The sequence below is a fragment of the Pseudomonas sp. M47T1 genome (genome assembly GCF_000263855.1).
Lineage (GTDB): Bacteria > Pseudomonadota > Gammaproteobacteria > Pseudomonadales > Pseudomonadaceae > Aquipseudomonas.
Map to the genome: position 1 here is coordinate 280,218 of NZ_AJWX01000003.1, position 25,435 is coordinate 305,652.

Genomic DNA, 25,435 nt, shown 5'->3' on the forward strand with positions numbered 1-25,435 from the left:
AGACGTACCGCACGGGGGTTATCCGGACCATTGGGTCGCGCCCAACCTTCTGCTTGTCCCTCGGTTGGTAATTGACACAGAGCATGGGGGGATGGTGGCTGCCATCCGTTGGGACCCAAGTACCGGTGTTACATCCTTGGGCAGCGTGCATTTGCTCTATCCTTCGGGGAGTCCAGCAGGTGGAGGTGGCGGTCCTGGATTTGCCATTGGAGCAGTCCCAGTCGGGAGCGCCCCTGCAGTTCCGGGCGGTCATGACAATATCGAAATATCCATTGAGTCGATAAATGGTGATCAATCAAAAGGCCAAGCGCCTATTCCAGATCCAGCTGCTCCTCAGGATGTCTATGCATGCTGTACCGGGTCCCAAGATTCGTACAGTTGAGACTGATTTGTAGGATGGAGTACCGTGAGCGGCTACTTAGCCCTCACGGACCAATGTCATGGATACGATAACCTCTTTATCCTCCGCCCTTGGCAAACACCTCAGTACAGCGAAAGCCCAAGTCACCACCGCCGAATCCTGCACCGGCGGTGGCATCGGCGAGGCCATCACCCGAATCTCCGGCAGCTCGGCCTGGTTCGAAGCGGGCTATATCACCTACTCCAACACGCAGAAAACCGCCCAGTTGGGCGTGCCTGCCGAACTGTTCCCCCGCGTCGGTGCGGTCAGCCAGGAGGTGGTAGAGGCCATGGCGCTGGGCGCGACCCAGCGCAGCGGGGCGCGTTTCGCCGTGGCGGTCAGCGGCATCGCCGGGCCGGACGGCGGCAGCGCCGAGAAGCCGGTGGGCACCGTCTGGCTCGCCTGGGCCGACGGCGATCAGGTGATTTCCGAGCGCCAACAGTTCCCCGGCGACCGCGAAGAGGTCCGCCGACAAACGGTAAAGGCCGCGCTAGAGGGGCTGATACGCCTTGTAGCAGCAGAAATCTCAACACAGGGGTAGGCGTGCACTGATCCCTGTGGAATAATACTGGCTACTTATACAGTTATCCGGCCATCAGGCCTTATTGATTTTTAGAGAGGACTTTAATGGACGACAACAAGAAGAAAGCCTTGGCTGCGGCCTTGGGTCAGATCGAACGTCAATTCGGCAAGGGTGCCGTAATGCGTATGGGCGACCAGGATCGCCAGGCTATTCCTGCCATCTCCACCGGCTCCCTGGGCCTGGACATCGCGCTGGGCATCGGCGGCTTGCCGAAAGGCCGTATCGTCGAGATCTACGGTCCTGAATCGTCGGGTAAGACCACCCTGACCCTGTCCGTGATTGCCCAGGCACAAAAGATGGGCGCTACCTGTGCGTTCGTCGACGCCGAGCACGCCCTGGACCCTGAGTACGCCGGCAAACTGGGCGTCAACGTCGACGACCTGCTGGTTTCGCAGCCGGACACCGGCGAGCAGGCCCTGGAAATCACCGACATGCTGGTGCGTTCCAACGCCGTTGACGTGATCATCGTCGACTCCGTGGCAGCCCTGGTTCCCAAGGCTGAAATCGAAGGCGAAATGGGTGACATGCACGTGGGCCTGCAAGCCCGCCTGATGTCCCAGGCACTGCGTAAAATCACCGGTAACATCAAGAACGCCAACTGCCTGGTCATCTTCATCAACCAGATCCGCATGAAGATTGGCGTCATGTTCGGCAGCCCGGAAACCACCACCGGTGGTAACGCGCTGAAGTTCTACGCCTCCGTGCGTCTGGACATCCGCCGTACCGGCGCGGTGAAGGAAGGCGACGAAGTAGTCGGCAGCGAAACCCGCGTCAAGATCGTCAAGAACAAGGTGGCGCCGCCGTTCCGTCAAGCCGAATTCCAGATTCTCTACGGCAAGGGCATCTACCTCAACGGCGAAATCATCGACCTGGGCGTTGCTCATGGCCTGCTGGAAAAAGCCGGTGCCTGGTACAGCTACCAAGGCAGCAAGATCGGTCAAGGCAAGGCCAACTCGGCCAAGTTCCTGGCGGACAACCCGGAAATCGGTGCGGCCCTGGAGAAGCAAATTCGCGAGAAGCTGCTGACTGGCGGTGTTGATGCCAAGAAGGCACCAGTTGTTGAAGCTGCTGCCGAAGACGAAATGGTAGACGCTGACGTCGATTTCTAATCACGTCATGCCTGTCATACTGGATACACCCGTCGCTGTGCGACGGACTGCAATGGACCTGCTCGCGCGACGCGAGCACGGTCGGGTCGAGCTGACGCGCAAATTGCGTCAGCGAGGCGCCCCTCCCGAAATGATCGACCAGGAACTCGACCGTCTGACGGAAGAGGGTCTGTTGTCCGAGTCCCGTTACCTTGAAAGCTTCATCAGCTACCGTGCCCGTTCGGGCTATGGGCCTGCGCGTATCCGTGAAGAGCTTGGTCAGCGTGGCCTGCAACGTGCAGACGTTGAGCAGGCCTTGCGCGAGTGCGGCTTCGACTGGGCCGAACAGCTGACGCAGGTGTGGCAGCGCAAGTTTGCTGGGCAGTTGCCCACCGACCCGCGCAGCCGTGCCCAGCAGACGCGGTTTCTGGTGTACCGCGGCTACGCCATGGACATGGTCGGCCGCTTGTTGAGCGGCCGGGACATCTACGACTGAGGCCTGTTCAATCAGGTAACCTTGGCCGCCTCCCGTGGCCGCGCGCTGGTGCTGGAAACCTGGGTTGCAGCAGGCGCTGTGGCCCAGTTCGACGGTTCATTAAGGTAGTCCACCAGCTCGCGCAAGCGACCGTTGTCACGCCCGTTGAAGGTGAACGCCAGCCGCGTCAGGTGGCTGAACTGCGGTTCGTCATAGGCTTCGCCATCGTAGGCATGTTGATGAAAGGTGTCGCTCAGGCACAGGTCGGCAAAGTGTTGCTGCACATGCGCCAGGGCGTCGTCGCTCAAGGCATGTTGCAGGCGTATCACGAACAGGTGCTTGAGCCAGCGGCTGGAGTGGAAATTGGCATAGAAGCGGTTGATCTCTTCTACCGCCTCGTCGGCGCTGTACACCAACCGCAACAGCTTGAGGTCGGTGGGCAGGATGTAGTGATTGTCGCGCAACTGCTTGCCGATGAAGTCCAGGCAGTCTTGCCAGAAACTGCCGCCCGGTGCGTCGAGCAACACCACGGGCACCAGCGGGCTCTTGCCGGTCTGTATCAAGGTCAGTACTTCCAGTGCTTCATCCAGGGTGCCGAAGCCACCAGGGCATAGCACCAGGCCGTCAGCCTCCTTGACGAAGAACAACTTGCGAATGAAAAAGAAGTGGAACGGCAGCAGTTGGTCGCTGCCTTCAACCGTGGCGTTGGCGTGCTGCTCGAAGGGCAGGGTGATGTTGAAGCCCAGGCTGTGGGTCAGCCCTGCGCCTTCATGGGCGGCGGCCATGATGCCGCCGCCGGCACCGGTGATCACCATCAGGTCGGTACGGGCCAGGGCGGCGCCCAGTTCCCTGGCGTGTGCGTAAAGGGGGTGTTCCAGCGGCGTGCGCGCCGAGCCGAATACCGTGACCTTGCGTCGGCCCTTGAACTGTTCCAGTACGCGAAAGGCGTGTTCCAGTTCGCGCAGGGCTTGCAGGGTGATCTTGGCGTTCCAGCGGTTGCGGTCGTCCTGGGCCATGCGCAGCACGGTCAGCATCATGTCGCGGTAGAGCGCCAGGTTGGGGCTGTTGGGGGCTATCTGGCTGAGCTGGGTTTCCACTTGGCGGGTGAGGTCCAGGCCATTGCTGTTGAAATGGCTGGACAGGAATTCATTCGGTTCGTAAGGCATTCAAACTTCTCCTTCTGCATATGAACCTTTGGCCTGTGCCGAGCCGTTCGGCCAGGCCGCGACACTGCTTGTGTCGCTGGCCGTCCAGGTTAAGCCCCGGACATTGCAGTAAGCCCACGGGGGCGGTTGAGGCAGGCAGTTGAGGCGGTGACCCGTTGAACGTCACGCTGGCGGGGTACCTCCAGGGCTCCCGGGGCAGAAAGGCTGTTGATGTAAATCTAGACCCTGCCGGACAGATGCGCTTCAAGGTGATGATGTGCTCTTAAAATCCTGACTGGCAACCGCTTTATGGATGAAAGATATTGCCGTCTACCGCCTGTCTGAACGGATCCAGTTTGTTGAAAGGTCTGATTTACTGAACAAACAGAGGTGGCAAAATAATGTCGCTGAAGGACGGTCGCGCACGGAGGCCAAGGATGAAGCGAATCAGCCTGGAATTGGACAGTGACTTGTTGAGAATGCTGAGCCAGGCGGCCCAGGCCAATAACGTCACCCTGGAAGAGGAATGCCTTCAGCGGCTGGACGGCGCGCAGCGGCGCTCGCGCTATGTGCAGGCATTGGTGGCCGAGTTGCGCGCCGATGATGCACAACGGCGCGAACGGGCCGGCTGATTACTTCTTCTTGCTTGCCTTGCTGTCCAGCAGGGCGCAGTGCTGTGCGGTGTAGCGCTGGGTGGTCACGGCCAGATTGGTGTGGTTCTCGGTGAACTCATAGCGCATGGCGGCACCTTTGTTCATCAGGTCACGGTAGCCTTTGTTGCTGCACACGCTGCGGCCCAGCTGAACGCGCACCTCCTCAGGGTTGGCGCGCATCTTTTCGGCTTCACTCTGCTGTACGCTGAGGTGGTCGACCAGCTCGCTGCCCTCAACGGTGTAGCCTTGGTCCAGGATGTTTTCGTTGACCTCGCGCGGGGTGCCGAGGTTGCTTTGTTCAGCAACCTGCTGAAGCAGCTTGCCCAGCTCGAATTCCTGCAGCGACGCTGCCTGAGCGGCCACGGGCAAAGCCAGCAAGAGGGTGAGGGGGGCGATAAAGCGCAGCATGAAACTCTCCTGATTCAATGACTGGCAGTTGGACCAGTGACCGGTCTATGCGTTCATAAAGGGCGCGATTATAGGGGCAAACCCGGCGGATCGGCAGTTAAAGCTCTGATAAACTCTGCGCCTTTCAGGCTGGCGGCCATTGCCGGTCGTTTTCATCGAGCCTTGCACACCCATGTCCCACGCTGTTTCCCGCCTGCGTTCCGAGCGCCTGGCGCGCTGCATCAAGCCCTTCGTCAACCGTGGGTCGCGCGCGCCGCGGTGCCCGGGGTGCCGGGTGATCTTCGATTACTGCCTGTGCAAATTCCGCCCAACGGTTGCGGCGCATTCGGGCGTGTGTTTGATCATGCATGATGTGGAGCCGCTGAAGCCTTCCAACACCGGTTGGCTGATTGCCGACGTGCTGCCCGATACCCAGGCGTTCATCTGGTCGCGTACCGAGGTGGATGAGCAGTTGCTGGCGTTGCTGGATGACCCGAAGTGGCAACCCTACATCGTGTTTCCGGGCGAGTTCGTTGCGCCGGAGCGTGTAGTGACCCAGGTCGAGCCACAGGCGGGCAAGCGTCCGTTGTTCATTCTGCTGGACGCGACCTGGACCGAGGCGCGGAAGATGTTCCGCAAGAGCCCGTACCTGGAGCGTTTTCCGGTGCTGAGCCTGGCCAGCGATCAGTTGTCGCGCTACAAGCTTCGCCGCTCCAAGCGCGACGATCACTTCTGCACCGCTGAAGTGGCGGCGCTGTGCCTGGAGCTGGCCGGTGACCCGCAGGCCAGCGCCGTGCTGGACAGTTGGCTGGACGTGTTCACCGGACACTACCTGGCGGCCAAGTTCCAGCTGCCACTGGACGAAACGGACCCGGCGCACCAGCGCCTGCAATCCCTGGTTTCCCCCGCCGCCTGACGGCAGCGGGCACATCGTGGTGCGGCTACGGTCAAGAAGCGCTGGAGGCCTTCAACGGGGCATCAACCACGGGCCGCTGCGGCCACAGTTGGGCAATCAGCATGCCCGCCAGCATCAGCGCGCAACCCAGGTACCCACGCATCTGCAACGACTCACCCAGCAGCCAGGCGCCCGCAATGGCAGCGAACACCGCTTCCAGCGACAGGATGATCGCCGCGTGGGAAGCGATGGCGTCTTTCTGCGCCACCACCTGCAAGGTGTAGCCGATGCCCACGGCAACGATGCCGCCATACAGCAGGGCAGGTGCGGCTGCCATGATCGCCGCCGGGTCGATAGGCTCCATCACCAGCGCCAGTACCACGCTTATGACCGCACAGGTGGCAAACTGCAGGAACGCCAGGCGAATCGGATCGTGGCGGCTGGCGAACACGCCAACCAGCACCACGTGGCCGCCCCACACAAAGGCCCCCGCCAGTTGCAGCCAGTCGCCCGACGACACGTGGAAGTTGTCGCCCACGCTCAGCAGGAACATGCCCACTACCGCAAGCCCGGCGCCCAGCCAGGTGCCCAGGCCTGTCTTGTGGCCCATGAACATGCCCAGCACAGGCACTACAATCACATAAAGGCCGGTGATGAACCCCGAGTTGGTGACGCTGGTGAACAGCAGGCCCACCTGTTGCAGGTTGATCCCCAGTGCCAGCGCCAGGCCCATTACCATGCCGCCCAGCCACAAGCCTTTGGTCATGAACGGTTCGCGTGCCGGCGTGTTGCGGTTACCGCTCAATACCAGCGGCAACAGGCACAGAGAGCCCAGGGCAAAGCGCAGCCCCGAATAAAGGAAGGGGCCGATGTGGTTCATGCCGGCCGTCTGGGCTACGAAGCCTGAGCCCCAGATCATGGCAGTCAACAACATCAGCAGGTCAGCACGCAGGGCTTGGCGACGCATGGGTATTCTCTTGTAAGTAAGGACGAGCCGCGTCTGGCCGGCGGCAATCGTGCAGGCCAGGCGCGTTGAAGCGCAGCGGGGTGCGACTTTAGCCGCAAAGCGCCGAACTTGACCACCCTGTCAGGCGTCGGCATGCTGGGCGCCGATTTGGGCACCCACGTGTTAACCCCGCCAATCTTTCCGTGAGTTGGCGTTAAAATAAGCCTGAGTTGCCTCGGCAGGCGCCGAATCCTTGCGCGCCTGCACAGAACAGGATCATTAGATCGATGGCCACATACGACATCCTGATAGCCGACGACCACCCCCTTTTTCGCGGCGCCCTGCGCCAGGCCGTGACCCTGGGGCTGGGTGCCGACACCCGCCTGGTGGAAGTGGCAAGCATTGCCGAACTGGAAACCCAACTCACCGCCAAGGCCGACTGGGACCTGGTGCTGCTGGACCTGAACATGCCCGGTGCCTATGGCTTCTCGGGGCTGGTGCTGCTGCGCGGGCAATACCCGCAGGTACCCGTGGTAATGGTATCGGCCCAGGAAGAGGCGGCGGTGGTAGTGCGCGCGCGCGAATTCGGCGCCAGCGGCTTCATCCCCAAATCCAGCCCCCTTGAAGTGATTCAGGAAGCGGTGCGCAATGTGCTGGACGGCGAGGTATGGTGGCCGCCCCAGGCGTTCGAAGCGGTCAGCGTCTCTGCCGAGGCCAAGGCTGCCAGCGAAGGGCTTGCCAGCCTGACGCCACAGCAGTTCCGGGTGTTGACCATGGTCTGCGAAGGGCTGTTGAACAAGCAGATTGCCTACGAGCTGAGTGTCTCGGAGGCAACCATCAAGGCCCACGTGACGGCTATTTTCCGCAAGCTGAATGTACGCACGCGCACGCAGGCGGCGTTGCTGCTGCAACAACTTGAGTCAATTTCGTCGTCCTAAGGCACTTTGCCTTCACGGTTTTTTGACAAAAGCTGAATTAGCTTGCCTCTTTTCTCCTGCAACAGTTGATCTTTCATGTCCCCATATAAAGGCCAGACCGGCCTGAAACGCATCTTCAATGCCACCGGCTACTCGCTGGATGGCCTGCGCGCCGCCTTTGTCGGCGAAGCCGCGTTCCGTCAGCTGGTGCTGCTCAACGTGGTGCTGGTGCCCATCGCTTTCCTGCTGCATGTCAGCCGTGTGGAGCGTGCGGTGCTGATTGCCGTGTGCCTGTTGGCCTTGATTGTCGAGCTGTTCAACTCGGCGGTGGAAGCGGCCATCGACCGTATTTCGCTGGACCGCCACCCGCTGTCCAAGAATGCCAAGGACATGGGCAGCGCCGCGCAATTTGTGGTGTTGTGCATGATCGCCCTGGTGTGGGGCGTGATCCTGCTCTGATCAGGGGATGGTCGGCAGCACGATCTCGTCGCTGCGCCGCACCCCGGCGGTGAAGGCGCGGCACAGTTCGAGGAATTCGCGCATGGCCTGGGTCTGGTACTTCTGCTTGTGCCAGATGAAGAAGAACTCGCGCGTCAGGTCCAGGTCCGGGGTTTCCACGGCCACCAGGCTGCCGCGCCGGAATGCGTCGCGCAGGGCCAGGCGCGAGATGCAGCCGATACCCAGCCCCGATTCCACGGCGCGCTTGATGGCTTCGGTATGCTCCAATTCCAGCCGTACGTTGAGTGTCGAGCGGTGATGACGCATGGCCTGGTCGAACGTCAGGCGCGTGCCTGAACCCTGTTCGCGCAGGATCCACGCCTCGCGGGTCAGCTCGTCCAGGGTGGCCCGGCCACGCGCGGCCAGGGGGTGGCGCGGAGCGCAGAACACCACCAGTTCGTCGGCCACCCATGGCTGCACTTCGATATCCGGGTGGTTGCAATCGCCTTCAATCAGCCCCAGGTCAATTTCGTAATGGGCTACCTGGTGCACAATATTGGCGGTGTTCTGCACATGCAGCTTCACCTGGCTTTCCGGGTGCACCTGCATGAAACTGCCTATCAGCAGCGTGGCCAGGTAGTTGCCGATGGTCAGCGTGGCGCCCACGGCCAGGGAGCCGAAGCCGGACTTGCCGTTGAGCAGGTCCTCGATTTCCTTGGCCTGGTCCAGCAGCGCCACGGCTTGTGGCAGCAACTGATGGCCCAGCGCATTGAGGCTCAGGCGCTTGCCCGCGCGGTCGAACAATTGGCAACTGGACTGGCGCTCCAATTCGGTGATGGAGGTACTGGCGGCCGATTGCGACAGCGACAGCAAGCTGGCGGCGCGCGAAACGCTTTCCTGCTGGGCCACGGCGACGAAAACCTGGAGCTGGCGTAGAGTAAATCGCATATCGATATAACCGATAACCCATATCTTGATAATTCAATTAACAGATATTGTCGCTGCCGTTAGAATAATGCGCAATCGCGCTCTCGTTCGGCGCACGCGTTTTCTGAGGAGCCCCCGTACATGAGCAACATGAACCACGAACGTGTACTCAGTGTCCATCACTGGAATGACACCCTGTTCAGCTTCAAGTGCACCCGCGACCCGGGCCTGCGCTTCGAGAACGGTCAGTTCGTGATGATCGGCCTGCAGCAGCCCAACGGCCGCCCGCTGATGCGCGCTTACTCCATCGCCAGCCCGAACTGGGAAGAGCATCTGGAATTCTTCAGCATCAAGGTGCCAGACGGTCCGCTGACGTCCCAGCTGCAGCACCTGAAGGAAGGTGACGAGATCATCATCAGCAAGAAGCCTACGGGCACGCTGGTGCTGGACGACCTCAAGCCTGGCAAACACCTGTACCTGCTGAGCACCGGCACTGGCCTGGCGCCGTTCATGAGCGTCATCCAGGACCCGGAAACCTACGAGCGTTTCGAAAAGGTCATTCTGTGCCACGGCGTGCGTTACGTGAACGAAGTCGCCTACCGCGAGTTCATCACCGAGCACCTGCCGCAGAACGAGTTCTTCGGTGAAGCGCTGCGTGACAAGCTGATCTACTACCCGACGGTTACCCGCGAGCCGTTCGAAAACGAAGGCCGCCTGACCGACCTGATGCGCAGCGGCAAACTGTTCAGCGACATCGGCCTGCCGCCGATCAACCCTCAGGACGACCGCGCCATGCTGTGCGGTAGCCCGAGCATGCTCGACGAGACCAGCGAAGTGCTGAACAGCTTCGGCCTGACCGTTTCGCCGCGCATGCGCGAGCCGGGTGACTATCTGATCGAGCGCGCCTTCGTCGAGAAGTAAGCCTTCGTTCAATAAAAAACCGCCCTTGTGGGCGGTTTTTTGTGCCTGTGATTTCCCAAGGAAACCGTGGCGTCTGGTTCGTGGACACGGTCCGCTTCCATAGGTGCGCCGTGCTTGTAGCGAAGCAGGCGCCGCAGATTTGAAATTACCCCAACACTACTTCCATCACCCGGATGGTCCCCGCCTGCGGATAATGCCAACGCACCTCCACATCCCAGAATCGCACCCCGTATTCGCGCTCAGGCACAGGTACCTGATACGCCGGCCGCGGGTCTTGGGCCAGGCATTGCTCAATCAGCTCCACCAGGGGCTCTGCAAGGCGCGTGGCGTGGCCATGGGCCTGCACCAGGGCAGTGTCAGCCCAAATCACCGCAATTGCCTCTGGCGCGCCGCTGGCCATGTCGTTGCGGGCATGGGGCAGGCTGTCGGCGTAAGGCACGTAGGGTTTGATGTCGAGCACCGGTGTGCCGTCCAGCAGGTCAATGCCCGAGAGCCACAGCTTGCCGGCCTCGACCTTCTCCAGGCGCACCACCGACTGGCCAATACCGTTGGGGCGGTGGGTGGCGCGGGTGGCGAATACCCCCATTGATTTGTTGCCGCCCAGGCGGGGAGGGCGCACTTTCAAGCGTGGCTTGTCTTCCAGTGCCTGGTGGAACAGGAATAGCAGCCACACGTGGCTGACGTGCTCCAGCCCTTGCACGGCGTCGCCCTGATCGAAAGGTGCGACCAACTCCAGCACCCCGCGGGCGGCGGGTGCCAATTGGGGCTGGCGGGGGATGGCGAATTTTTCCTTGAAGCAGGAACGGACAAAGCCGATGGGCGAAACGCTATAGGTCATGGGCGGGGATCAACGGCAACCGGCATTGTCATAGGGGCCTGACATGCGCTGCCAGCCGGCACCGGGGTTGGTCTGCGAGCAAACCATGGCGCCATTCTGGCTGATGCTCTGCCACTTGTACCAAGGGGCGGGACCGGCCACGGCAACCAGAGGCAGGGAAAGCGCGATTGCAAGCAACAAACGCGAGAGCATGACGGTATACCTCACAGGAAGTGGTCTGCGCCCGTAGCCGCAGCCTGGCGGCAGCGGCTACGTCGCGGTTATCCGGGCATTGCGATGTTTCAGCCGCGCACTCGCAGGGTCAGGCCCTTGAGGAAGTTGCGCAGCAACTGGTCGCCGCACGGACGGTAGTTGTTGTGGCCGACCTTGCGGAACAGCGCGCTCAGCTCAGGCTTGGATACCGGGAATTCGGCGGCCTTGAGCACTGCGTGCATGTCATCCTCTTTGAGCTCGAAAGCCACGCGAAGTTTCTTCAGGATGACGTTATTGGTGACCGGCGTTTCAATCGGCTGGGCCGGACGGCTTTCGTCCTTGCCGCGCTTGAAAAACACCAGGCCGTCGAGGAAGTGCGCCATGACCAGGTCAGGACAGTTCACGAAGCCTTCTTCCTCGTCTTTCTTCAGGTAGGTGAGGACGTCTTCCTTGCTCACCTCCAGGCCCGAGAGCTTGATCAGCTCAACCACTTTGTTGTCGCTGATGTCGAGCATGTAGCGCACGCTGCGCAGTACATCATTGTGAATCATGGTGGAAATCCCAGTGTTGCGAAAATAAGAGGGTCAGAACTTTTCGTTGCTGGCCAGGTAGCGCCATTGGCCCGCCGGGACTTTGCCCAGGGACACGCCGCCGATGCGGATGCGGCGCATGGCCACCACGGTCAGGCCGACGCTGGCGCACAGCTGGGCGATAATGCCCAGCTGCGGGTTCTTCATGGCGATGCGCAGGCGCGTCTCGTTCTGCCAGCTGGCCTTCACCGCTGGCAGCGGCTTGCCCTTGTAGGTAGCGCCATGGGTCAGGCGATTGAGGCCGTGCTCGGACATTTGCCCGCTGACCTCGACCACGTATTCCTGTTCGATCTTGGCGGCGTCGGCCGTCAGCTTGCGCAGGATTTTCCAATCCTGGGTAAACACTTGCAGGCCGCTGGCCTTGGCCTGCAGCTCGGCCCCGCAGGTCAGGCGCAGGAAATGGCCCTTGAGCGGGCGCTTGCTGTAACTGTGCTCGGTCGACAGCGAGGCGGCCTCAAGGCTGGCCTGGGCCTGCTCCAGCGACTGCCCGGCTTCCTGATGCAGCAGCAAGGTAACGGGCTCGGGCTGTTCGGCCTTGGCCTCGGGGCTCAGGGCCACGACCTGGTCGGCCACCTTGAACTGCGGCTCGTCGACGATTTCGCCGTCAACCGTCACCCAGCCCCCTTCGATAAACAGTTCGGCCTCGCGGCGGGAGCACCCGACCAGTTCGATGAGGCGTTTGGACAGACGAATGGGATCAGACATGACAGGAGCCGTAACAGAAGAAGGGCGCTAGTGTAACCGCCCTGCCGCGGTTAAGCCCGTGCAGATTGTCGCTGTATCCGGCGCAGGTGCAGCAGCGGGTAGGGTTGGCCCATGCCGTCGACCTCGGAACGGCCCACCACCTCGAAGCCTTGTTTCATGTAGAAACCGAAGGCTTGCTCGTTCTGCTCGTTGACGTCCAGCTGGTCGGCGTTGAGGTTGTCCAGGGCAAAGAGCAGCAGGCGCTTGCCGATGCCTCTGCCACGAAAGTCGGGGTGGATGAAGAGCATTTCGATCTTCCCGGCCGCCACCCCGGCAAAGCCGGTGATGCGCTGACGCTCGTCCTTGCAGCAAATCAGCATGACCGCGTCCAGGTAGTGTTTTTCCACCAGCTCGCGCAGCAGGGCCACATAGCTGTCCGGCAGGAAATGGTGCGTGGCGCGCACCGACGCCTCCCACAGGTTGGTCAGTTCCGCGTAATCGTTGGCGCGTGGTGTGTGCACCACCAGATGTTTGCCCATGTCTGCTCCTCCTTGATTCCCGCAGTGTAGCCGCTGCCGCCAGGCTGCGCTGGCCCCTGAGTTCACCGAACACCTTCAGCGAGGCGCAGGGCCGGCGCAGCTTGGCGGCAGCGGCTACAAAGGGTGTTCCAGGGCATAAAAAAACCTGCCAGCAGGCAGGTCTTTTTGTGAGGCTGGAGCGTTTAGATACGCTCGGCCCACAGGTCGTACTCGTCGGCATCCACCACGCGGCACATGACCTTGTCGCCCGGGTTCAGGCCTTCAGCGCCTTCGATGAACACGCTGCCGTCGATTTCCGGTGCGTCGAAGAAGCAGCGGCCCACGGCGCCTTGTTCGTCCACTTCGTCAATCAGCACTTCAATGTCGCGGCCGATCTTCATTTGCAGGCGTGCGGCGCTGATGGCCTGCTGGTGGGCCATGAAGCGGTCCCAGCGTTGCTGTTTGATGTCGTCAGGTACCACGGCAGCGTCGAGGTCGTTGGCGGGTGCGCCTTCAACGGGCGAGTACTGGAAGCAGCCTACGCGGTCCAGCTGGGCTTCGGTCAGCCAGTCCAGCAGGTACTGGAAGTCTTCCTCGGTTTCGCCAGGGAAGCCGACAATGAAGGTAGAGCGGATGATCAGGTCCGGGCATTGTTCGCGCCATTTCTTGATGCGCGCCAGGGTCTTGTCCTCGAAGGCCGGGCGCTTCATCAGCTTCAGCACTTTGGGGCTGGCGTGCTGGAACGGGATGTCCAGGTACGGCAGGAGCTTGCCGGCGGCCATCAACGGGATGATGTCGTCCACGTTCGGGTATGGGTACACGTAATGCAGGCGCACCCACACGCCCAGGCTGCTCAGGGCCTCGCACAGTTCCAGCATGCGGGTCTTGACCGGGCGACCGTTCCAGAAGTCGGTCTTGTACTTGACGTCCACGCCGTAGGCGCTGGTGTCCTGGGAGATGACCAGCAACTCCTTGACGCCGGCCTTGACCAGGCGCTCGGCTTCGCTCAGCACGTCGCCTACCGGCCGGCTGACCAGCTTGCCGCGCATGGACGGGATGATGCAGAAGCTGCAGCTGTGGTTGCAGCCTTCGGAAATCTTCAGGTAGGCGTAGTGGCGCGGGGTCAGCTTGATGCCCTGTGGCGGTACCAGGTCGATCAGCGGGTTGTGGTCCTGGCGTGGCGGCACCACTTCGTGCACGGCATTGACGACCTGCTCGTACTGCTGCGGGCCGGTCACAGCCAGCACGCTGGGGTGCACGTTGCGAATCGCGCTTTCTTCCACGCCCATGCAGCCGGTGACGATGACCTTGCCGTTTTCGGCCAGGGCTTCGCCAATCACTTCCAGGGACTCGGCCTTGGCAGAGTCGATGAAGCCGCAGGTGTTGACGACCACGACGTCGGCGTCCTGGTAGGTCGGCACGACTTCATAGCCTTCCATGCGCAGCTGGGTCAGGATGCGTTCGGAGTCGACCAGGGCCTTTGGGCAGCCCAGGGAGACAAAGCCAACCTTGGGGGCGGACGGCGCGGGAGTGGTGGACATGACTAACCTCGGTATTAATTAGAGCTGCCAACAGCAACCCTGACGGGCACTTTACGCGCCTCTGATCAAAAAGTGCGCAATTCTAGCGATGAGAAAGCCACTTGACCAGCTTTATGCAGGGAAATACGACGAGTGCTGCGCTATGCTTCGCCGCGTTGAGTCTCGCAGTATTTTGAAACACCCAAAGTCCAAGGTTGTAGGAGTGGTTGATGGTTCAGGCAAGTAGTCAGGCAGGCACGGGGCATTCGTCGGCAAAACCGATTGCGATGCTGGTGGCCGCCGTCGGGGTAGTCTACGGCGATATCGGTACAAGCCCGTTGTATACCCTCAAGGAGGTGTTCTCCGGTGGCTATGGGATTCCCAGCAACCATGATGGCGTTTTGGGCATTCTTTCGTTGATTTTCTGGTCGCTCATCTGGGTGGTGTCGATCAAGTACATGCTGTTCGTGCTGCGTGCCGACAACCAGGGCGAGGGCGGCATCATGGCCCTGACCGCCCTGGCGCGGCGCGCTTCGGCGGGCTACCCGCGGCTGAGTTCGATGCTGGTGGTGTGCGGGCTGATCGGTGCGGCGCTGTTTTATGGCGACAGCATGATTACCCCGGCGGTATCGGTACTGTCGGCAGTGGAGGGCCTGGAGCTGGCGTTCGATGGCATCAGCCATTGGGTAGTGCCCCTGGCACTCATCGTGCTGATCGGCCTGTTCCTGATCCAGCGGCACGGCACTGCGCGCATCGGCAAGCTATTTGGGCCGGTGATGGTCACCTGGTTCGTGGTGCTCGGCATTCTGGGCGCGTATGGCATTTCCCAGCAACCCGAAGTGCTGAAGGCGATCAACCCCATGTGGGGCGTCAGGTTCTTCGCCAGCCACTTCGGTATTTCGGTGGCGGTGTTGGGCGCGGTGGTGCTGGCGCTGACCGGTGCCGAGGCGCTGTACGCCGACATGGGCCACTTTGGCCGCAAGCCCATTGCCCGCGCCTGGTTCATCCTGGTATTGCCGGCGCTGGTGCTCAATTACTTCGGCCAGGGCGCGCTGATCCTTGCCGACCCCGAGTCTGCGCGTAACCCGTTCTTCCTGCTGGCGCCCAGCTGGGCACTGCTGCCGCTGATCGGCCTGTCCACAGTGGCCACGGTCATTGCCTCCCAGGCGGTTATTTCCGGTGCGTTCTCGCTGACCCAGCAGGCTATCCAGCTGGGCTATATTCCGCGCATGCATATCCAGCACACCTCCAGTGACGAACAAGGCCAGATCTACATTGGCGCGGTGAACTGGACGCTGATGTGTGGCGTGATCCTGCTGGTGCTGGGCTTCGAGTCCTCGGGCGCGCTGGCGTCGGCGTACGGCGTGGCCGTGACCGGTACCATGCTGATGACCACGCTGTTGGTGTCAGCGGTGATGCTGCTGATGTGGAAGTGGCCGCCGGTGTTCGCCGTGCCGGTCATGAGCATCTGCCTGCTGGTGGACGGCATGTTCTTCGCCGCCAACGTGCCGAAGATTGTCCAGGGTGGTGCATTTCCGGTACTGGCCGGTAGCGCGCTGTTCGTTTTGATGACCACCTGGAAGCGCGGCAAGCAACTGCTGGTGGACCGTATCGACGAGGGCGCATTGCCGTTGCCGATCTTCATCAGCAGTATTCGCGTGCAGCCACCGCACCGGGTGCAGGGCACCGCCGTGTTCCTGACCGCGCGTTCCGACGCCGTGCCCCATGCTTTGTTGCACAACATGCTGCACAACCAGGTATTGCACGAGCAGGTGGTACTGCTGACCGTGGTCAACGAAGACGACCCACGCGTGCCGGCCAACCGCCGCTTCGAGGTGGAGGCCTATGGCGAGGGCTTCTTCCGGGTCATCCTGCACTACGGCTTCATGGACGAGCCGGACGTACCGGGCGCGCTGAAACTGTGCCACCTGGAGGACCTGGATTTCAGCCCGATGCGTACCACCTACTTCCTCAGCCGTGAGACGGTGATCCCGTCCAAGCTGGTGGGCATGGCACGCTGGCGCGAGGGGCTGTTCGCCTTCATGCTGAAGAACGCCAACGGCAACCTGCGGTTCTTCAAGCTGCCGGTGAACCGAGTGATCGAGCTGGGTACCCAAGTGGAGATGTAGTGCTCGTAGCGGCTGCCGTCAGGCTGCGCTGGCCCCTGAGGGCGCCGGAGATCTGCGGTGTGGCCCAGGGCCGGGGCCCGCGCAGCCTGGCGGCGGCTACACGACGCAGACGGCGTACACAAAAAAGCCCCCGCACCTTCACAGGTGCGGGGGCTTTTTGTTGACCAGGCTGACCGTTAGTTAGCCTTGGCCACCGGTGGCTTGCCTTGCAGCTTCTCGATGGCGTCGATCAGGCGCTTGGCCAGCGCCGGATAGTCTTCGTCGAAGTGGTGGCCGCCAGGCAGCTTCAGGGTTTCGCCAGTGTAGGTCTTGGCGTCTGTGCAGCCGGTCTCGTCCGCCTCTTCCACGCCATATACGCACAGAATCTTGTTTTGCGGCATCTTGGCGATTTCCGGGCCGGTAGGCGCTTCCTTACCAGCGTTACCCAGCCAGCCTTCCACTTCGATCTCGAAGCTGCCACTGCGGGCGAAGGCCAGCAGCAATACGCCGTCGATACGCTTCTGGTCGTCGGCCGGCAGGCGGTTGTAGGTAGCCGGCAACACGTCGGCGCCGAACGAATAACCGGCCAGGATGAAGCGTTTGGTGCCCCACTTCTGGCGGTAGTGCAGCATCAGCGCAGAAAGGTCCTCGGCGCTCTGCTCCGGGGTCTTGTGCTGCCAGTAGTAACGCAGCATGTCGATGCCGACGACGGGGTAACCCATCTTCGCCATTTCGCCCGCCACGTCGCGGTCCAGGTCGCGCCAGCCGCCGTCACCGGACAGGAACAGGGTCACGGTATCGGTGGCCTGGCCAGCCGGCACTTCCACCACGGGCATGCTCAGAGCGTCTTTGTTGTCGCCTACCAGCAGCTTGGTCAGCTCGTTCTTGAGCACCTGAGGCAGGTGCACGTCATAATCGCTGATGCTGGTTTCGGCATTCGGCGTGTCGCGCACGAACGAGGCGCTGGCGTCATCCGGGTTATCGTTCCAGGCCACGATCCAGTGGCCATGATCGGCCTTCTTCGGCAGCGGGGTGGCGCAGCCGGGCTGCTCCAGGCTGAAGCCTACCGACACGGCGGTGGCCTTGTCGTCGGTCTGCTTGCTCAGCCACGACCAGGCTTCGGCAGCGCCGGAGCCAATGCCGCCGAACAGGGTCACCGGGCCGTCAAGGTGCTGGGCAGCAGCCTTGAGGTCGTTTTCCTGTTCATCGCAGTCGGACTTGGCCAGCAGTACTTGTACCAGTTGGGCCGAGCCGTCCTTGCTCAGGTCGGTCAGTTGCTTGTCGGTCAGTGCCTGTTCGGCAGGCACCGACAGCACGACACGGGCCTTGATCCTGGTACCCGGGGTCACCAGCGTGGCGCTGTTGCCGTCGTCCAGTTTCACTTGTTCAACCAGGGGCGCGGGGGCGGGGCGGTTCATGTACCAGTAGACCGCCGCGGCGCCAGCGATCACTACCACCACGACCGCCAGCCATTTTCGCCAGTTGCGTCGAATCATCAGCGTTTCACCAATCCTGTCAGGCCGCCCGCGATCAGGGCGGCAGTATCAGCCAGTGCCACCAGCGGATCGAGTCCTGCGGGCACGGCCATGTAACGGGGTTCCCAGTCGGGCTGGAACTTGTCTTTGAAGCGCCGCAGGCCTTGGAAGTTGTAGAGCTGCTCGCCACGACGGAACACCATCGACCCCAGACGCTGGGTCAGCGGTGCGCCACGACGTGGTTGCAGGCCCGACAACGGCACCATGCCCAGGCTGAAGCGTGCATAACCATGACTCTTATAATGTTGAATCAAACCGACCATCATGAACTCCATGGTCAGCTTTGGTGCCTCGGGGTGCGCGCGCATCAGGTCGAGACTGGCCAGTTCATGGCTGTGGGTCTCGAGCAGGTTGGCGAACGCCACGGGGCGTCCCTCGAAATGAATAATTGCAATACGAAAATGCTGCAGGTACTCCGGGCTGAAACGGCCCAGGGAGAAGCCTTTTTCCCGCACGTTCTTGCCGGTCAGCCAGGCATCGGAAATCACCCGCAACTCATCCAGCGGCGCCTGCCCCGGTTCGTGGATCTCCAGCGACAGGCCGTCGCGGGTGCCGCGGTTCCAGGTGTAGCGCAGGTCCTTCATCTCCTTGCCCTTGGCTTCCAGGTCGAACTTTTCCAGGTCTACCCGGGCTTCCTCGCCCAGTTTGATCGCGGTCAGGCCGATGTCCATGTAGAACGGCAGGTTCTCGGCGCGTACCTGATAAAACACCGGTCGTGCATGGTGAAAGTCGCACAGGTCGCGGAATTGCCAAATCATTTCCGCCCGTTGCTGGGTAGAGCCAATAGGGTCATACAGCGCGACCAGGCTCCGGCCGCGGCGGGCGTACATCATGAAGGCGTTATCGTTGGGGTGGAAGAGCAAAGCCTTGTCACCTGTCAGCGCCAGGCCACCGTCCGGCTGATCGGAAGTCATCAGAATCTTCGCTGCCCGGTTCAGCTCTTCGCTGTCGGGCAGGTGAATCACCGGCCGGGCGGTGCGCAGCAGCCAGGTCAGCGCCACGATCACCAGCAGCACCGCACTGCCCAGCGCCGAGCGCAGGCCGCGGGGGGCATCGGCGTCCAGGGTGAACTGCCACCACAGCTGATGCTTGTAGGGAATGTCCTGATAGGCGAACAGCAACAGCCAGATCGACGCGCCCACCACACAGGCACTGGCCATCAGGTAGAAGGGCGAGAAAGGCAGCTCCAGCAGGCGGCTCGGACGGTAGAACGAACGTCGGAAGATCGCCAGCAGGCACGCGGTGAAAGTCAGCAGGCAGGCCTCTTCCCAGTCGAAACCCTTGAGCAGCGACAGCAGCGCGCCCACCAGCAACAGCGTGGTGGTGAGCATCCAGGCCGCCGACAGGCGACGGCGCAGGCCCTGGGCCAGCAGCAGGCACAACACGCCGATCAGGCTGGCGCCGAAGTGCGAGGCGTCGATCAGGCGGTGGGGGATGAGGAAGCCCAGATGTTCAAGGCGGGTGTCGATTTCCGGCGTGGCGCCGGAAAACAGCAGCACCACACCAGACAGGAACACCAGTAGCGCCAGGATCGGCGCCGCCATGCCCGAGGCCACCCGGATGGCCTGTTGGGCAAAAAAGAAACGCTTGGCCTCGGTGGCCAGCAGCACGATACACGCCAGCAGCAACGGCAACATCACGTAGATCAGGCGATACAGCAGCAACGCGGCGGCCAGTGGTGCGGCACCCAGTTCGTTGGCAAACGCGGCCAGCAGAATGGCTTCGAACACGCCAACCCCACCGGGTACATGGCTGAGTACACCGGCCGCCAGGGCCAGCAGGTACACCAGCACGAACGCACCAAAGGGTGGGGCCTCGGGCAGCAACAGGTACAGCACGGTGGCCGCAGCCAGCACGTCCAGGGCGGTGATCACCAACTGCAGCAGGGTCAGGCGCACGCCCGGCAGGCGCAAAGTGCGTCGGCCTACCTTGACCAGCAGGTTGTCCGCAATCGGTTGCTCTGCGAGGCGGCGGCGATAAATGCCGGTTGCCAGCAGCAGCGTCAAGGCAATGACCGCACCCGCGATAGCGCCCAGAGCGACGGCAGGCATATGCAGCGCTGCCGAAGCGGCAGGCAGGTTGCTCAGGGTGGCCAGTGCAGCCAACGGCGGCAAGGCGCAGCCCAGCGACAGGCTGGCGAACAGGGTCATGCGCGCAACTTCCGCCGCACCTACGCCGTGGCGAGCGTACAGGCGATAGCGCACCGAGCCGCCCGAGAGCAGCGACAGGCCAATGGCGTTGCCGATGGCGAATGCGGTGAAGCCACCCAGCACCAGTGTCTTGCGCGGCAGGGTCACGGCCGCATAACGGCTGGCCGACCATTCATAGCCCAGCAGCACCACAAAACCTGCGGCGGCGGCACCCAGGGCGCCAAGCAGGGAAGACCTGGGCGTGCTCAGTACCGAGTCATGCAGGGCGTAGATGTCGAGTTCGGCAAGCAGGTGGCGGCAGGCAATCAGGGCAATGCCGAACAACAGCAGGGTAACGGCCAGGCCGATGGGTTGGCGGTACTTGCTCAACAGCTCCAGCCAGCGCATTTTGCTTGGGTTCAACGGATGTGGGGCAGTCACGGTATCAGGCAGTTCTGGCGAGTCGGGGCGCATCAATCACCTCGTGGATTGTGCGCAACAGGATGAAGGTATCCAGTCAAGTTACCAATCCCTATACAAAAATAATTCGGAATATATTAACCCGTTTGATCATTTATCGGGCTCGGACGCTTTATCTATAGGGGAAGTTTCATGTTTCTTCCACCTCTATGTCATGGAAGGGTGGACAACAATACGGCACAATTGTGCCCTTTTTATTTCTGCGCCCAAACGAAAAAGGCCACTCTTGCGAGTGGCCTTCTTCGATATTTGGTTGCGGGAGCCGGATTTGAACCGACGACCTTCGGGTTATGAGCCCGACGAGCTACCAGACTGCTCCATCCCGCGTCTGTGGGGGCGGATTCTACAGCACGCGTCAGGGGTGTCAACTGCTAATCCAGCACTGTGACAAATTGGCACAGTGACGGCAAGTGCCTGAACCCCTTGGTAATTTCGATTGCCTCCTGGGCGGAAGGGCGGCACAAATTCCGGGCAAACAAAAAAGGCCAATCTTTCGATTGGCCTTTCCTGACGTTTGGTTGCGGGAGCCGGATTTGAACCGACGACCTTCGGGTTATGAGCCCGACGAGCTACCAGACTGCTCCATCCCGCGTCTGTGGGGCGGACTTTACAGCAAGCAGCGGGGGTGTCAACTGTTAATCGCAAATCCTGGCCATTTAGTGCCATTGAGCCAACTATTTGAACCCAAAAGGATTTTTAGCTGGGTCAGTGCTAGCTACAGGCGGGCAAAGAGGGAATTGCCACTGGTGAATACGAAATAAGCAGAAACAAAAAAGGCCAATCTTTCGATTGGCCTTTTCTGATGTTTGGTTGCGGGAGCCGGATTTGAACCGACGACCTTCGGGTTATGAGCCCGACGAGCTACCAGACTGCTCCATCCCGCGTCTGTGGAGTTGATTCTACAGAAATCCCCTGGCGTGTCAAACCCCAATTTCGGGAAAAGTCTTTTCGTTCAAACGGTTAGCGCGCTGTAAATGGCCTTGCGGGCAGGCCGGCCGGGGCTTTCAGCCCTATCGAGGGTGGGTTTTCGATTGATATAATAAATTCATGGGGGCCCGAAGGCCTGCCATCCCGGTCGGGTGGGTGAGATACTAGCGGCATGCTTTGTGAGAAAGCGCTTCCTTTATAGTCAGAAATGCCGGGCCATGACACAGCGAAAAATCATCCACGTCGACTGTGACTGCTTCTACGCCGCCATCGAGATGCGCGACGACTCCACCTTGGCCGGCAAGCCCATGGCGGTGGGTGGCTCAGCGGACCGCCGCGGGGTGATTGCCACTTGCAACTACGAAGCGCGAGCCTATGGCGTGCGTTCAGCCATGTCGTCGCGCCATGCCCTCAAGCTGTGCCCAGACCTGACCATCGTCAAGCCGCGCATGGATGCCTATAAGGAAGCCTCGCGGGAGATCCACGGGATTTTTCGCGAGTACACCGACCTGATCGAGCCATTATCCCTGGATGAAGCCTATCTGGACGTGTCCGAATGCCCGCACTTTTCCGGCAGCGCCACGCGCATTGCCGAAGACATTCGGCGTAAGGTTTCCCGGCGGCTGCACATCACCGTGTCGGCCGGAGTGGCGCCGAACAAGTTTCTGGCCAAGATCGCCAGCGACTGGCGCAAGCCCAACGGCCTGTTTGTGGTAACACCGCCACAGGTCGAGGAGTTTGTGGCGGCGCTGCCCGTCAACAAGCTGCACGGCGTGGGCAAAGTCACCGCCGACAAGCTCGCACGCCTGGGCATCAGTAACTGCCTGGAGCTGCGCGACTGGAGCAAGCTGGCCCTGGTTCGCGAATTCGGCAGTTTCGGCGAGCGGTTATGGAGTCTGGCCCGAGGCATTGATGAGCGCCCGGTGCACAACGACAGTCGACGCCAGTCCATCAGCGTGGAAAATACCTACGACGCCGACCTGCCAGACGTGGCGGCCTGCCTGGCCAAATTGCCCGAGCTGATGGAAACCCTGGCCACCCGCATGGCGCGCATCGACAGCAGCTATAAAGCTGGCAAGCCGTTCGTGAAGGTCAAGTTTCATGATTTCAGCCAGACCACCCTTGAGCAGGCGGGCGCGGGGCGGGATTTGGAGAGCTATCGGCAGCTGATGAGCCAGGCGGTGGCGCGGGGCGCAAAACCGGTACGGTTGCTGGGGATAGGGGTGCGGCTGCAAGATTTGCGCGGGGCGCATGAGCAGCTTGAGTTGTTTATCGGTGAATCTTAATGGCTGCCCGTAGCCGCAGCCGCCAGGCTGTGCTGGCCCTTGAGTACACTGAAGTTATCAAGTGAGGCTAAGGGCCAGCGCAGTCTGGCGATAGCGGCTACGAGCAGCCATCGCCTGGCGACCGATCAGGTGCCGGGGTCTGCCACCAGCCGGCCGGCGTCGCGGGTCAGGGACTTGAGAAACTGCTGTTGCAACTCCGGATCGTTGCGGGTCAGCTCAATCAGGCTTTGCTCCAGCTCGCTGGCTTCCTCTTCCAGGCCCAGGTCCGACAATCGTTTCACCCGATGCACCCACTGGCCCACGTCCTCGCCTTCCAGGTCGTCGTAGATCAGCGCGCGTGCTTCCACCAGCTTGCCGCGCAAGTCGCTGCTCAGGCCTAGCGTGGTATCGGCGCGAACGTTGTCGTCGGCGTCCTCGACACTGATTTTCAACTGGCTGACGTTTTTCAGGTCCTGATCGGCGAACGGGCTGTCCAACAGGTTGACCTTGAGCACACCGTTTCGGTCGGTGGTCAGCTCAAAGGTCTGCTTGCCCGACTGCACGTCAACCGGTCGTTCGCTCCAGGGCAGGCTGGTGGTTTCCAGGCGCTTGTCCTTCTGAACCTGATCGACGCCTGCAAGGTTCTGCTGGGCGCGGCCATTGGACTGCACGTTCATGAAGGGGTTAAGGCCGGCGAAACCGTAGCTGATCCAGTCCTTGGTGACGCTGTCGGGCAGTTGCCCGAACATCAGCACGTTGACCACGTTGGCCCCCACGCCCGCCACCACGGCCACCGCCCCCAGCGGCACTTCGTACAGCTCGCGCCAGGGTTGGTAGGGCGTGTAGCGGTCGTAACGGCGGGTAACCTCGAACTCGGTGACCTCGAAGGTCTTCTGCTCGTGTATGCGCACCCGACGTTGCGGCAGCTCCAGCGAGGCCGGGCTGCCGGCGTCTATTTGCAGGCTGTGGTCGAGCAGCTTGCGCTCGACCCGCTCGTCATGCTCGCTGCGCTGGGACATGTGGTTGGCACAGCCGCCCAGCAACAGGGCACCGCACAAGGCGGTGCCCCCCAGTTTCAAGCCACTTCGCTTATACATGGTTTCTCGGGTCTGATCAGCGACGCACGCGGGCCTGAAGGAAGGACAGCACGTCGGCGACCGGAATGGCTTGAGCCTCGCCTTCGGTGCGGCTCTTGTATTCCAGATTGCCTTCGGCCAGGCCACGATCGCTGACGACGATGCGGTGCGGGATGCCGATCAGTTCCATGTCGGCAAACTTGATGCCGGGGCTGGTCTTCTTGTCGCGGTCGTCCAGCAGCACTTCAAAGCCGGCGGCGGTCAGTTCGGCGTACAGCTTGTCGGTAGCCTCGCGAACCTGCTCGGTTTCATAGCGCAGCGGCACCAGGGCAACCTGGAAGGGTGCCAGGGTGTCGTTCCAGATGATGCCGCCAGCATCGTTGTTTTGCTCGATGGCGGCTGCCACCACGCGGGACACGCCAATGCCGTAGCAGCCCATGGTCAGGGTGACCGGTTTGCCGTTCTCGCCCAGCACCTGGCACTTCATGGCTTCGCTGTACTTGGTGCCCAGCTGGAAGATGTGGCCCACTTCGATGCCGCGCTTGATCACCAGGGTGCCGTTGCCGTCCGGGCTTGGGTCGCCGTCGACAACGTTGCGCAGGTCGGCGATTTCCGGAATCGGCAGGTCGCGTTCCCAGTTCACGCCGAAGTAGTGCTTGTCATCGATGTTGGCACCCACGCCAAAGTCGCTCATCAGCGCTACGGAGCGGTCGATGATGCAGGGCAGTGGCAGGTTCAGCGGGCCCAGGGAGCCAGCGCCGGCGCCAATGGCGTCACGCAGTTCGGCGTCGCTGGCCATTTCCAGCGGGCTGGCAACCAGCGGGTGGTTGGCGGCCTTGATTTCGTTGAGTTCGTGGTCGCCGCGAACAACCAGGGCAATCAGCTTGCCTTCTTCGGCCGCGTGCACGATCAGGGTCTTGACGGTCTTTTCGATGGCCAGGCCGTGGTTTTCCACCAGATCGGCAATGGTCTTGGCGTTCGGCGTGTCCACCAGGCGCAGTTCCTCGGTGGCGGCGCCACGGGAAGTTTCGCGTGGGACGGCTTCGGCTTTTTCGATGTTGGCAGCGTAATCGGAGGTGTCGCTGAACACGATATCGTCTTCGCCGGACTCGGCCAGTACGTGGAACTCGTGGGAACCGGCGCCGCCGATGGAGCCGTTGTCGGCCTCTACCGGGCGGAACTTCAGGCCCAGGCGGGTGAAGACATTGCAGTAGGCCAGGTGCATGCGGTCGTAAGTCTGTTGCAGCGATGCCTGGTCAACGTGGAAGGAGTAGGCGTCCTTCATGATGAATTCACGGCCACGCATCAAGCCGAAGCGCGGACGGATTTCGTCACGGAACTTGGTCTGGATCTGGTACATGTTGATTGGCAGCTGTTTATAGCTGTTGAGCTCGTTACGGGCCAGGTCCGTGATCACTTCTTCGTGAGTAGGGCCGGCGCAGAAGTCGCGGTCGTTGCGATCCTTCAGGCGCAGTAGCTCAGGGCCGTACTGTTCCCAGCGGCCCGATTCCTGCCACAGTTCGGCTGGCTGGATGCCCGGCATCAGCACTTCCAGGGCGCCGGCGGCGTTCATTTCCTCGCGCACGATGTTTTCCACCTTGCGCATTACGCGCAGGCCCATCGGCAGCCAGGTGTACAGGCCCGAGGCAAGCTTGCGGATCATGCCGGCACGCAGCATCAGTTGATGGCTGATGACAACCGCGTCGTTGGGAATTTCTTTCTGGGTGGCGAGCAAATATTGACTGGTGCGCATGATAGGCCGTGTCTGTTGCTGAATTTTATTGAAGCTGGGCATTGT

The 25,435-nt window shown here is 61.6% G+C and carries 24 protein-coding genes and 3 tRNA genes; 10 read left to right on the plus strand and 17 right to left on the minus strand.

The window, feature by feature from the left end; all coding sequences use genetic code 11:
• Positions 1–440 precede the first annotated feature (440 nt).
• The 3 genes from PMM47T1_RS05120 (at position 441) to recX (ending at position 2,567) form a co-directional block, all read left to right on the plus strand.
• A complete protein-coding gene (locus PMM47T1_RS05120) occupies positions 441–941 on the plus strand; it encodes a CinA family protein (protein ID WP_008366430.1) in 501 nt (166 codons plus the stop codon).
• Between the two features lie 86 nt (positions 942–1,027).
• Positions 1,028–2,092: a recombinase RecA gene (recA, locus tag PMM47T1_RS05125; protein ID WP_008366432.1), complete on the plus strand. Its 1,065-nt coding sequence runs from the start codon at positions 1,028–1,030 to the stop codon at positions 2,090–2,092.
• A gap of 7 nt (positions 2,093–2,099) precedes the next feature.
• A complete protein-coding gene (recX, locus tag PMM47T1_RS05130) occupies positions 2,100–2,567 on the plus strand; it encodes a recombination regulator RecX (protein ID WP_008366435.1) in 468 nt (155 codons plus the stop codon).
• Between the two features lie 11 nt (positions 2,568–2,578).
• On the opposite strand, the gene PMM47T1_RS05135 is transcribed toward recX, so the two are convergent.
• Positions 2,579–3,712 (minus strand): LOG family protein, encoded by a 1,134-nt coding sequence (locus tag PMM47T1_RS05135; protein ID WP_008366436.1) that lies wholly within the window; start codon positions 3,710–3,712, stop codon positions 2,579–2,581.
• 416 nt (positions 3,713–4,128) lie between these two features.
• Between PMM47T1_RS05135 and PMM47T1_RS05140 the strand changes: the two genes are divergently transcribed.
• A complete protein-coding gene (locus PMM47T1_RS05140) occupies positions 4,129–4,323 on the plus strand; it encodes a hypothetical protein (RefSeq protein ID WP_008366438.1) in 195 nt (64 codons plus the stop codon).
• On the opposite strand, the gene PMM47T1_RS05145 is transcribed toward PMM47T1_RS05140, so the two are convergent.
• The gene (locus PMM47T1_RS05145; RefSeq protein ID WP_008366439.1) at positions 4,324–4,752 is read right to left on the minus strand and encodes a PA3611 family quorum-sensing-regulated virulence factor; all 429 of its coding nucleotides are present in this window, start codon (positions 4,750–4,752) and stop codon (positions 4,324–4,326) included.
• Between the two features lie 172 nt (positions 4,753–4,924).
• On the opposite strand from PMM47T1_RS05145, the gene PMM47T1_RS05150 reads away from it, so the two are divergent.
• Positions 4,925–5,647 carry a tRNA-uridine aminocarboxypropyltransferase gene (locus tag PMM47T1_RS05150; RefSeq protein ID WP_008366441.1) on the plus strand — a complete coding sequence of 241 codons (723 nt, stop codon included), beginning with the start codon at positions 4,925–4,927 and terminating at the stop codon, positions 5,645–5,647.
• A gap of 31 nt (positions 5,648–5,678) precedes the next feature.
• Here PMM47T1_RS05150 and PMM47T1_RS05155 read toward each other — a convergent pair whose 3' ends face one another.
• Positions 5,679–6,593 carry a DMT family transporter gene (locus PMM47T1_RS05155; protein ID WP_008366443.1) on the minus strand — a complete coding sequence of 305 codons (915 nt, stop codon included), beginning with the start codon at positions 6,591–6,593 and terminating at the stop codon, positions 5,679–5,681.
• Positions 6,594–6,859: 266 nt separating this feature from the next.
• Here PMM47T1_RS05155 and erdR point away from each other — a divergent pair, with 266 nt between their 5' ends.
• The gene (gene erdR, locus PMM47T1_RS05160; RefSeq protein ID WP_008366444.1) at positions 6,860–7,510 is read left to right on the plus strand and encodes a response regulator transcription factor ErdR; all 651 of its coding nucleotides are present in this window, start codon (positions 6,860–6,862) and stop codon (positions 7,508–7,510) included.
• 75 nt (positions 7,511–7,585) lie between these two features.
• On the plus strand, positions 7,586–7,948 hold the full coding sequence (locus PMM47T1_RS05165; RefSeq protein ID WP_008366446.1) for a diacylglycerol kinase: 363 nt from the start codon (positions 7,586–7,588) through the stop codon (positions 7,946–7,948).
• Here the strand turns inward: PMM47T1_RS05165 and PMM47T1_RS05170 are convergent, their stop codons facing one another.
• Positions 7,949–8,875: a LysR family transcriptional regulator gene (locus PMM47T1_RS05170; protein ID WP_008366447.1), complete on the minus strand. Its 927-nt coding sequence runs from the start codon at positions 8,873–8,875 to the stop codon at positions 7,949–7,951.
• Between the two features lie 120 nt (positions 8,876–8,995).
• Between PMM47T1_RS05170 and fpr the strand changes: the two genes are divergently transcribed.
• On the plus strand, positions 8,996–9,775 hold the full coding sequence (gene fpr / locus PMM47T1_RS05175) for a ferredoxin-NADP reductase (protein ID WP_002554680.1): 780 nt from the start codon (positions 8,996–8,998) through the stop codon (positions 9,773–9,775).
• Positions 9,776–9,920: 145 nt separating this feature from the next.
• Here fpr and tsaA read toward each other — a convergent pair whose 3' ends face one another.
• The 6 genes from tsaA to rimO form a co-directional block, all read right to left on the minus strand.
• Entirely contained in the window at positions 9,921–10,613 is a 693-nt protein-coding gene (gene tsaA, locus PMM47T1_RS05180) for a tRNA (N6-threonylcarbamoyladenosine(37)-N6)-methyltransferase TrmO (RefSeq protein ID WP_008366483.1), read from the minus strand.
• A gap of 9 nt (positions 10,614–10,622) precedes the next feature.
• Entirely contained in the window at positions 10,623–10,805 is a 183-nt protein-coding gene (locus PMM47T1_RS05185) for a hypothetical protein (protein WP_008366486.1), read from the minus strand.
• A gap of 89 nt (positions 10,806–10,894) precedes the next feature.
• A complete protein-coding gene (locus tag PMM47T1_RS05190) occupies positions 10,895–11,356 on the minus strand; it encodes a DUF1456 family protein (RefSeq protein ID WP_008366487.1) in 462 nt (153 codons plus the stop codon).
• A 33-nt stretch (positions 11,357–11,389) separates the two neighbouring features.
• Positions 11,390–12,100 carry an rRNA pseudouridine synthase gene (locus PMM47T1_RS05195; protein ID WP_008366490.1) on the minus strand — a complete coding sequence of 237 codons (711 nt, stop codon included), beginning with the start codon at positions 12,098–12,100 and terminating at the stop codon, positions 11,390–11,392.
• Positions 12,101–12,150: 50 nt separating this feature from the next.
• Complete coding sequence (locus tag PMM47T1_RS05200) at positions 12,151–12,618, minus strand: GNAT family N-acetyltransferase (protein WP_008366492.1); 468 nt, start codon at positions 12,616–12,618, stop codon at positions 12,151–12,153.
• Positions 12,619–12,800: 182 nt separating this feature from the next.
• Entirely contained in the window at positions 12,801–14,138 is a 1,338-nt protein-coding gene (gene rimO, locus PMM47T1_RS05205) for a 30S ribosomal protein S12 methylthiotransferase RimO (RefSeq protein ID WP_008366494.1), read from the minus strand.
• 209 nt (positions 14,139–14,347) lie between these two features.
• On the opposite strand from rimO, the gene PMM47T1_RS05210 reads away from it, so the two are divergent.
• Positions 14,348–16,246: a potassium transporter Kup gene (locus tag PMM47T1_RS05210; RefSeq protein ID WP_043300732.1), complete on the plus strand. Its 1,899-nt coding sequence runs from the start codon at positions 14,348–14,350 to the stop codon at positions 16,244–16,246.
• A gap of 176 nt (positions 16,247–16,422) precedes the next feature.
• Here the strand turns inward: PMM47T1_RS05210 and PMM47T1_RS05215 are convergent, their stop codons facing one another.
• The 5 genes from PMM47T1_RS05215 to PMM47T1_RS05235 all read right to left on the minus strand — a co-directional run bounded on the left by PMM47T1_RS05215 (position 16,423) and on the right by PMM47T1_RS05235 (position 21,253).
• On the minus strand, positions 16,423–17,721 hold the full coding sequence (locus tag PMM47T1_RS05215; RefSeq protein WP_008366497.1) for a virulence factor family protein: 1,299 nt from the start codon (positions 17,719–17,721) through the stop codon (positions 16,423–16,425).
• Entirely contained in the window at positions 17,721–20,297 is a 2,577-nt protein-coding gene (gene mprF, locus PMM47T1_RS05220; RefSeq protein ID WP_425224792.1) for a bifunctional lysylphosphatidylglycerol flippase/synthetase MprF, read from the minus strand. Before mprF ends, PMM47T1_RS05215 begins: the two co-directional genes overlap by 1 nt.
• A 322-nt stretch (positions 20,298–20,619) precedes the next feature.
• Positions 20,620–20,696: transfer RNA gene (locus PMM47T1_RS05225), tRNA-Met, on the minus strand.
• A gap of 188 nt (positions 20,697–20,884) precedes the next feature.
• Positions 20,885–20,961: transfer RNA gene (locus PMM47T1_RS05230), tRNA-Met, on the minus strand.
• Positions 20,962–21,176: 215 nt separating this feature from the next.
• Positions 21,177–21,253: transfer RNA gene (locus PMM47T1_RS05235), tRNA-Met, on the minus strand.
• Positions 21,254–21,514: 261 nt separating this feature from the next.
• Here PMM47T1_RS05235 and dinB point away from each other — a divergent pair.
• The gene (gene dinB, locus PMM47T1_RS05240; protein WP_008366501.1) at positions 21,515–22,582 is read left to right on the plus strand and encodes a DNA polymerase IV; all 1,068 of its coding nucleotides are present in this window, start codon (positions 21,515–21,517) and stop codon (positions 22,580–22,582) included.
• Between the two features lie 125 nt (positions 22,583–22,707).
• Here the strand turns inward: dinB and PMM47T1_RS05245 are convergent, their stop codons facing one another.
• Together PMM47T1_RS05245 and PMM47T1_RS05250 are read right to left on the minus strand one after the other, a co-directional pair.
• The gene (locus PMM47T1_RS05245; protein WP_008366502.1) at positions 22,708–23,658 is read right to left on the minus strand and encodes a hypothetical protein; all 951 of its coding nucleotides are present in this window, start codon (positions 23,656–23,658) and stop codon (positions 22,708–22,710) included.
• A 16-nt stretch (positions 23,659–23,674) separates the two neighbouring features.
• Positions 23,675–25,390 carry a proline--tRNA ligase gene (locus PMM47T1_RS05250; RefSeq protein ID WP_008366504.1) on the minus strand — a complete coding sequence of 572 codons (1,716 nt, stop codon included), beginning with the start codon at positions 25,388–25,390 and terminating at the stop codon, positions 23,675–23,677.
• Between the last annotated feature and the right edge of the window lie 45 nt (positions 25,391–25,435).

Coding starts and splice junctions, on each gene's coding strand:
- PMM47T1_RS05245 (WP_008366502.1), bottom strand. CDS start 23,658: ATGTATAAGCGAAGTGGCTTGAAACTGGGGGGCACCGCCTTGTGCGGT.
- PMM47T1_RS05215 (WP_008366497.1), bottom strand. CDS start 17,721: ATGATTCGACGCAACTGGCGAAAATGGCTGGCGGTCGTGGTGGTAGTG.
- PMM47T1_RS05135 (WP_008366436.1), bottom strand. CDS start 3,712: ATGCCTTACGAACCGAATGAATTCCTGTCCAGCCATTTCAACAGCAAT.
- PMM47T1_RS05120 (WP_008366430.1), top strand. CDS start 441: ATGGATACGATAACCTCTTTATCCTCCGCCCTTGGCAAACACCTCAGT.
- PMM47T1_RS05210 (WP_043300732.1), top strand. CDS start 14,348: ATGGTTCAGGCAAGTAGTCAGGCAGGCACGGGGCATTCGTCGGCAAAA.
- PMM47T1_RS05195 (WP_008366490.1), bottom strand. CDS start 12,100: ATGTCTGATCCCATTCGTCTGTCCAAACGCCTCATCGAACTGGTCGGG.
- PMM47T1_RS05165 (WP_008366446.1), top strand. CDS start 7,586: ATGTCCCCATATAAAGGCCAGACCGGCCTGAAACGCATCTTCAATGCC.
- dinB (WP_008366501.1), top strand. CDS start 21,515: ATGACACAGCGAAAAATCATCCACGTCGACTGTGACTGCTTCTACGCC.
- PMM47T1_RS05200 (WP_008366492.1), bottom strand. CDS start 12,618: ATGGGCAAACATCTGGTGGTGCACACACCACGCGCCAACGATTACGCG.
- PMM47T1_RS05140 (WP_008366438.1), top strand. CDS start 4,129: ATGAAGCGAATCAGCCTGGAATTGGACAGTGACTTGTTGAGAATGCTG.
- PMM47T1_RS05170 (WP_008366447.1), bottom strand. CDS start 8,875: ATGCGATTTACTCTACGCCAGCTCCAGGTTTTCGTCGCCGTGGCCCAG.
- PMM47T1_RS05145 (WP_008366439.1), bottom strand. CDS start 4,752: ATGCTGCGCTTTATCGCCCCCCTCACCCTCTTGCTGGCTTTGCCCGTG.
- PMM47T1_RS05155 (WP_008366443.1), bottom strand. CDS start 6,593: ATGCGTCGCCAAGCCCTGCGTGCTGACCTGCTGATGTTGTTGACTGCC.
- fpr (WP_002554680.1), top strand. CDS start 8,996: ATGAGCAACATGAACCACGAACGTGTACTCAGTGTCCATCACTGGAAT.
- PMM47T1_RS05190 (WP_008366487.1), bottom strand. CDS start 11,356: ATGATTCACAATGATGTACTGCGCAGCGTGCGCTACATGCTCGACATC.
- PMM47T1_RS05185 (WP_008366486.1), bottom strand. CDS start 10,805: ATGCTCTCGCGTTTGTTGCTTGCAATCGCGCTTTCCCTGCCTCTGGTT.
- PMM47T1_RS05250 (WP_008366504.1), bottom strand. CDS start 25,390: ATGCGCACCAGTCAATATTTGCTCGCCACCCAGAAAGAAATTCCCAAC.
- erdR (WP_008366444.1), top strand. CDS start 6,860: ATGGCCACATACGACATCCTGATAGCCGACGACCACCCCCTTTTTCGC.
- rimO (WP_008366494.1), bottom strand. CDS start 14,138: ATGTCCACCACTCCCGCGCCGTCCGCCCCCAAGGTTGGCTTTGTCTCC.
- mprF (WP_425224792.1), bottom strand. CDS start 20,297: ATGCGCTGGCTGGAGCTGTTGAGCAAGTACCGCCAACCCATCGGCCTG.
- PMM47T1_RS05150 (WP_008366441.1), top strand. CDS start 4,925: ATGTCCCACGCTGTTTCCCGCCTGCGTTCCGAGCGCCTGGCGCGCTGC.
- recA (WP_008366432.1), top strand. CDS start 1,028: ATGGACGACAACAAGAAGAAAGCCTTGGCTGCGGCCTTGGGTCAGATC.
- tsaA (WP_008366483.1), bottom strand. CDS start 10,613: ATGACCTATAGCGTTTCGCCCATCGGCTTTGTCCGTTCCTGCTTCAAG.
- recX (WP_008366435.1), top strand. CDS start 2,100: ATGCCTGTCATACTGGATACACCCGTCGCTGTGCGACGGACTGCAATG.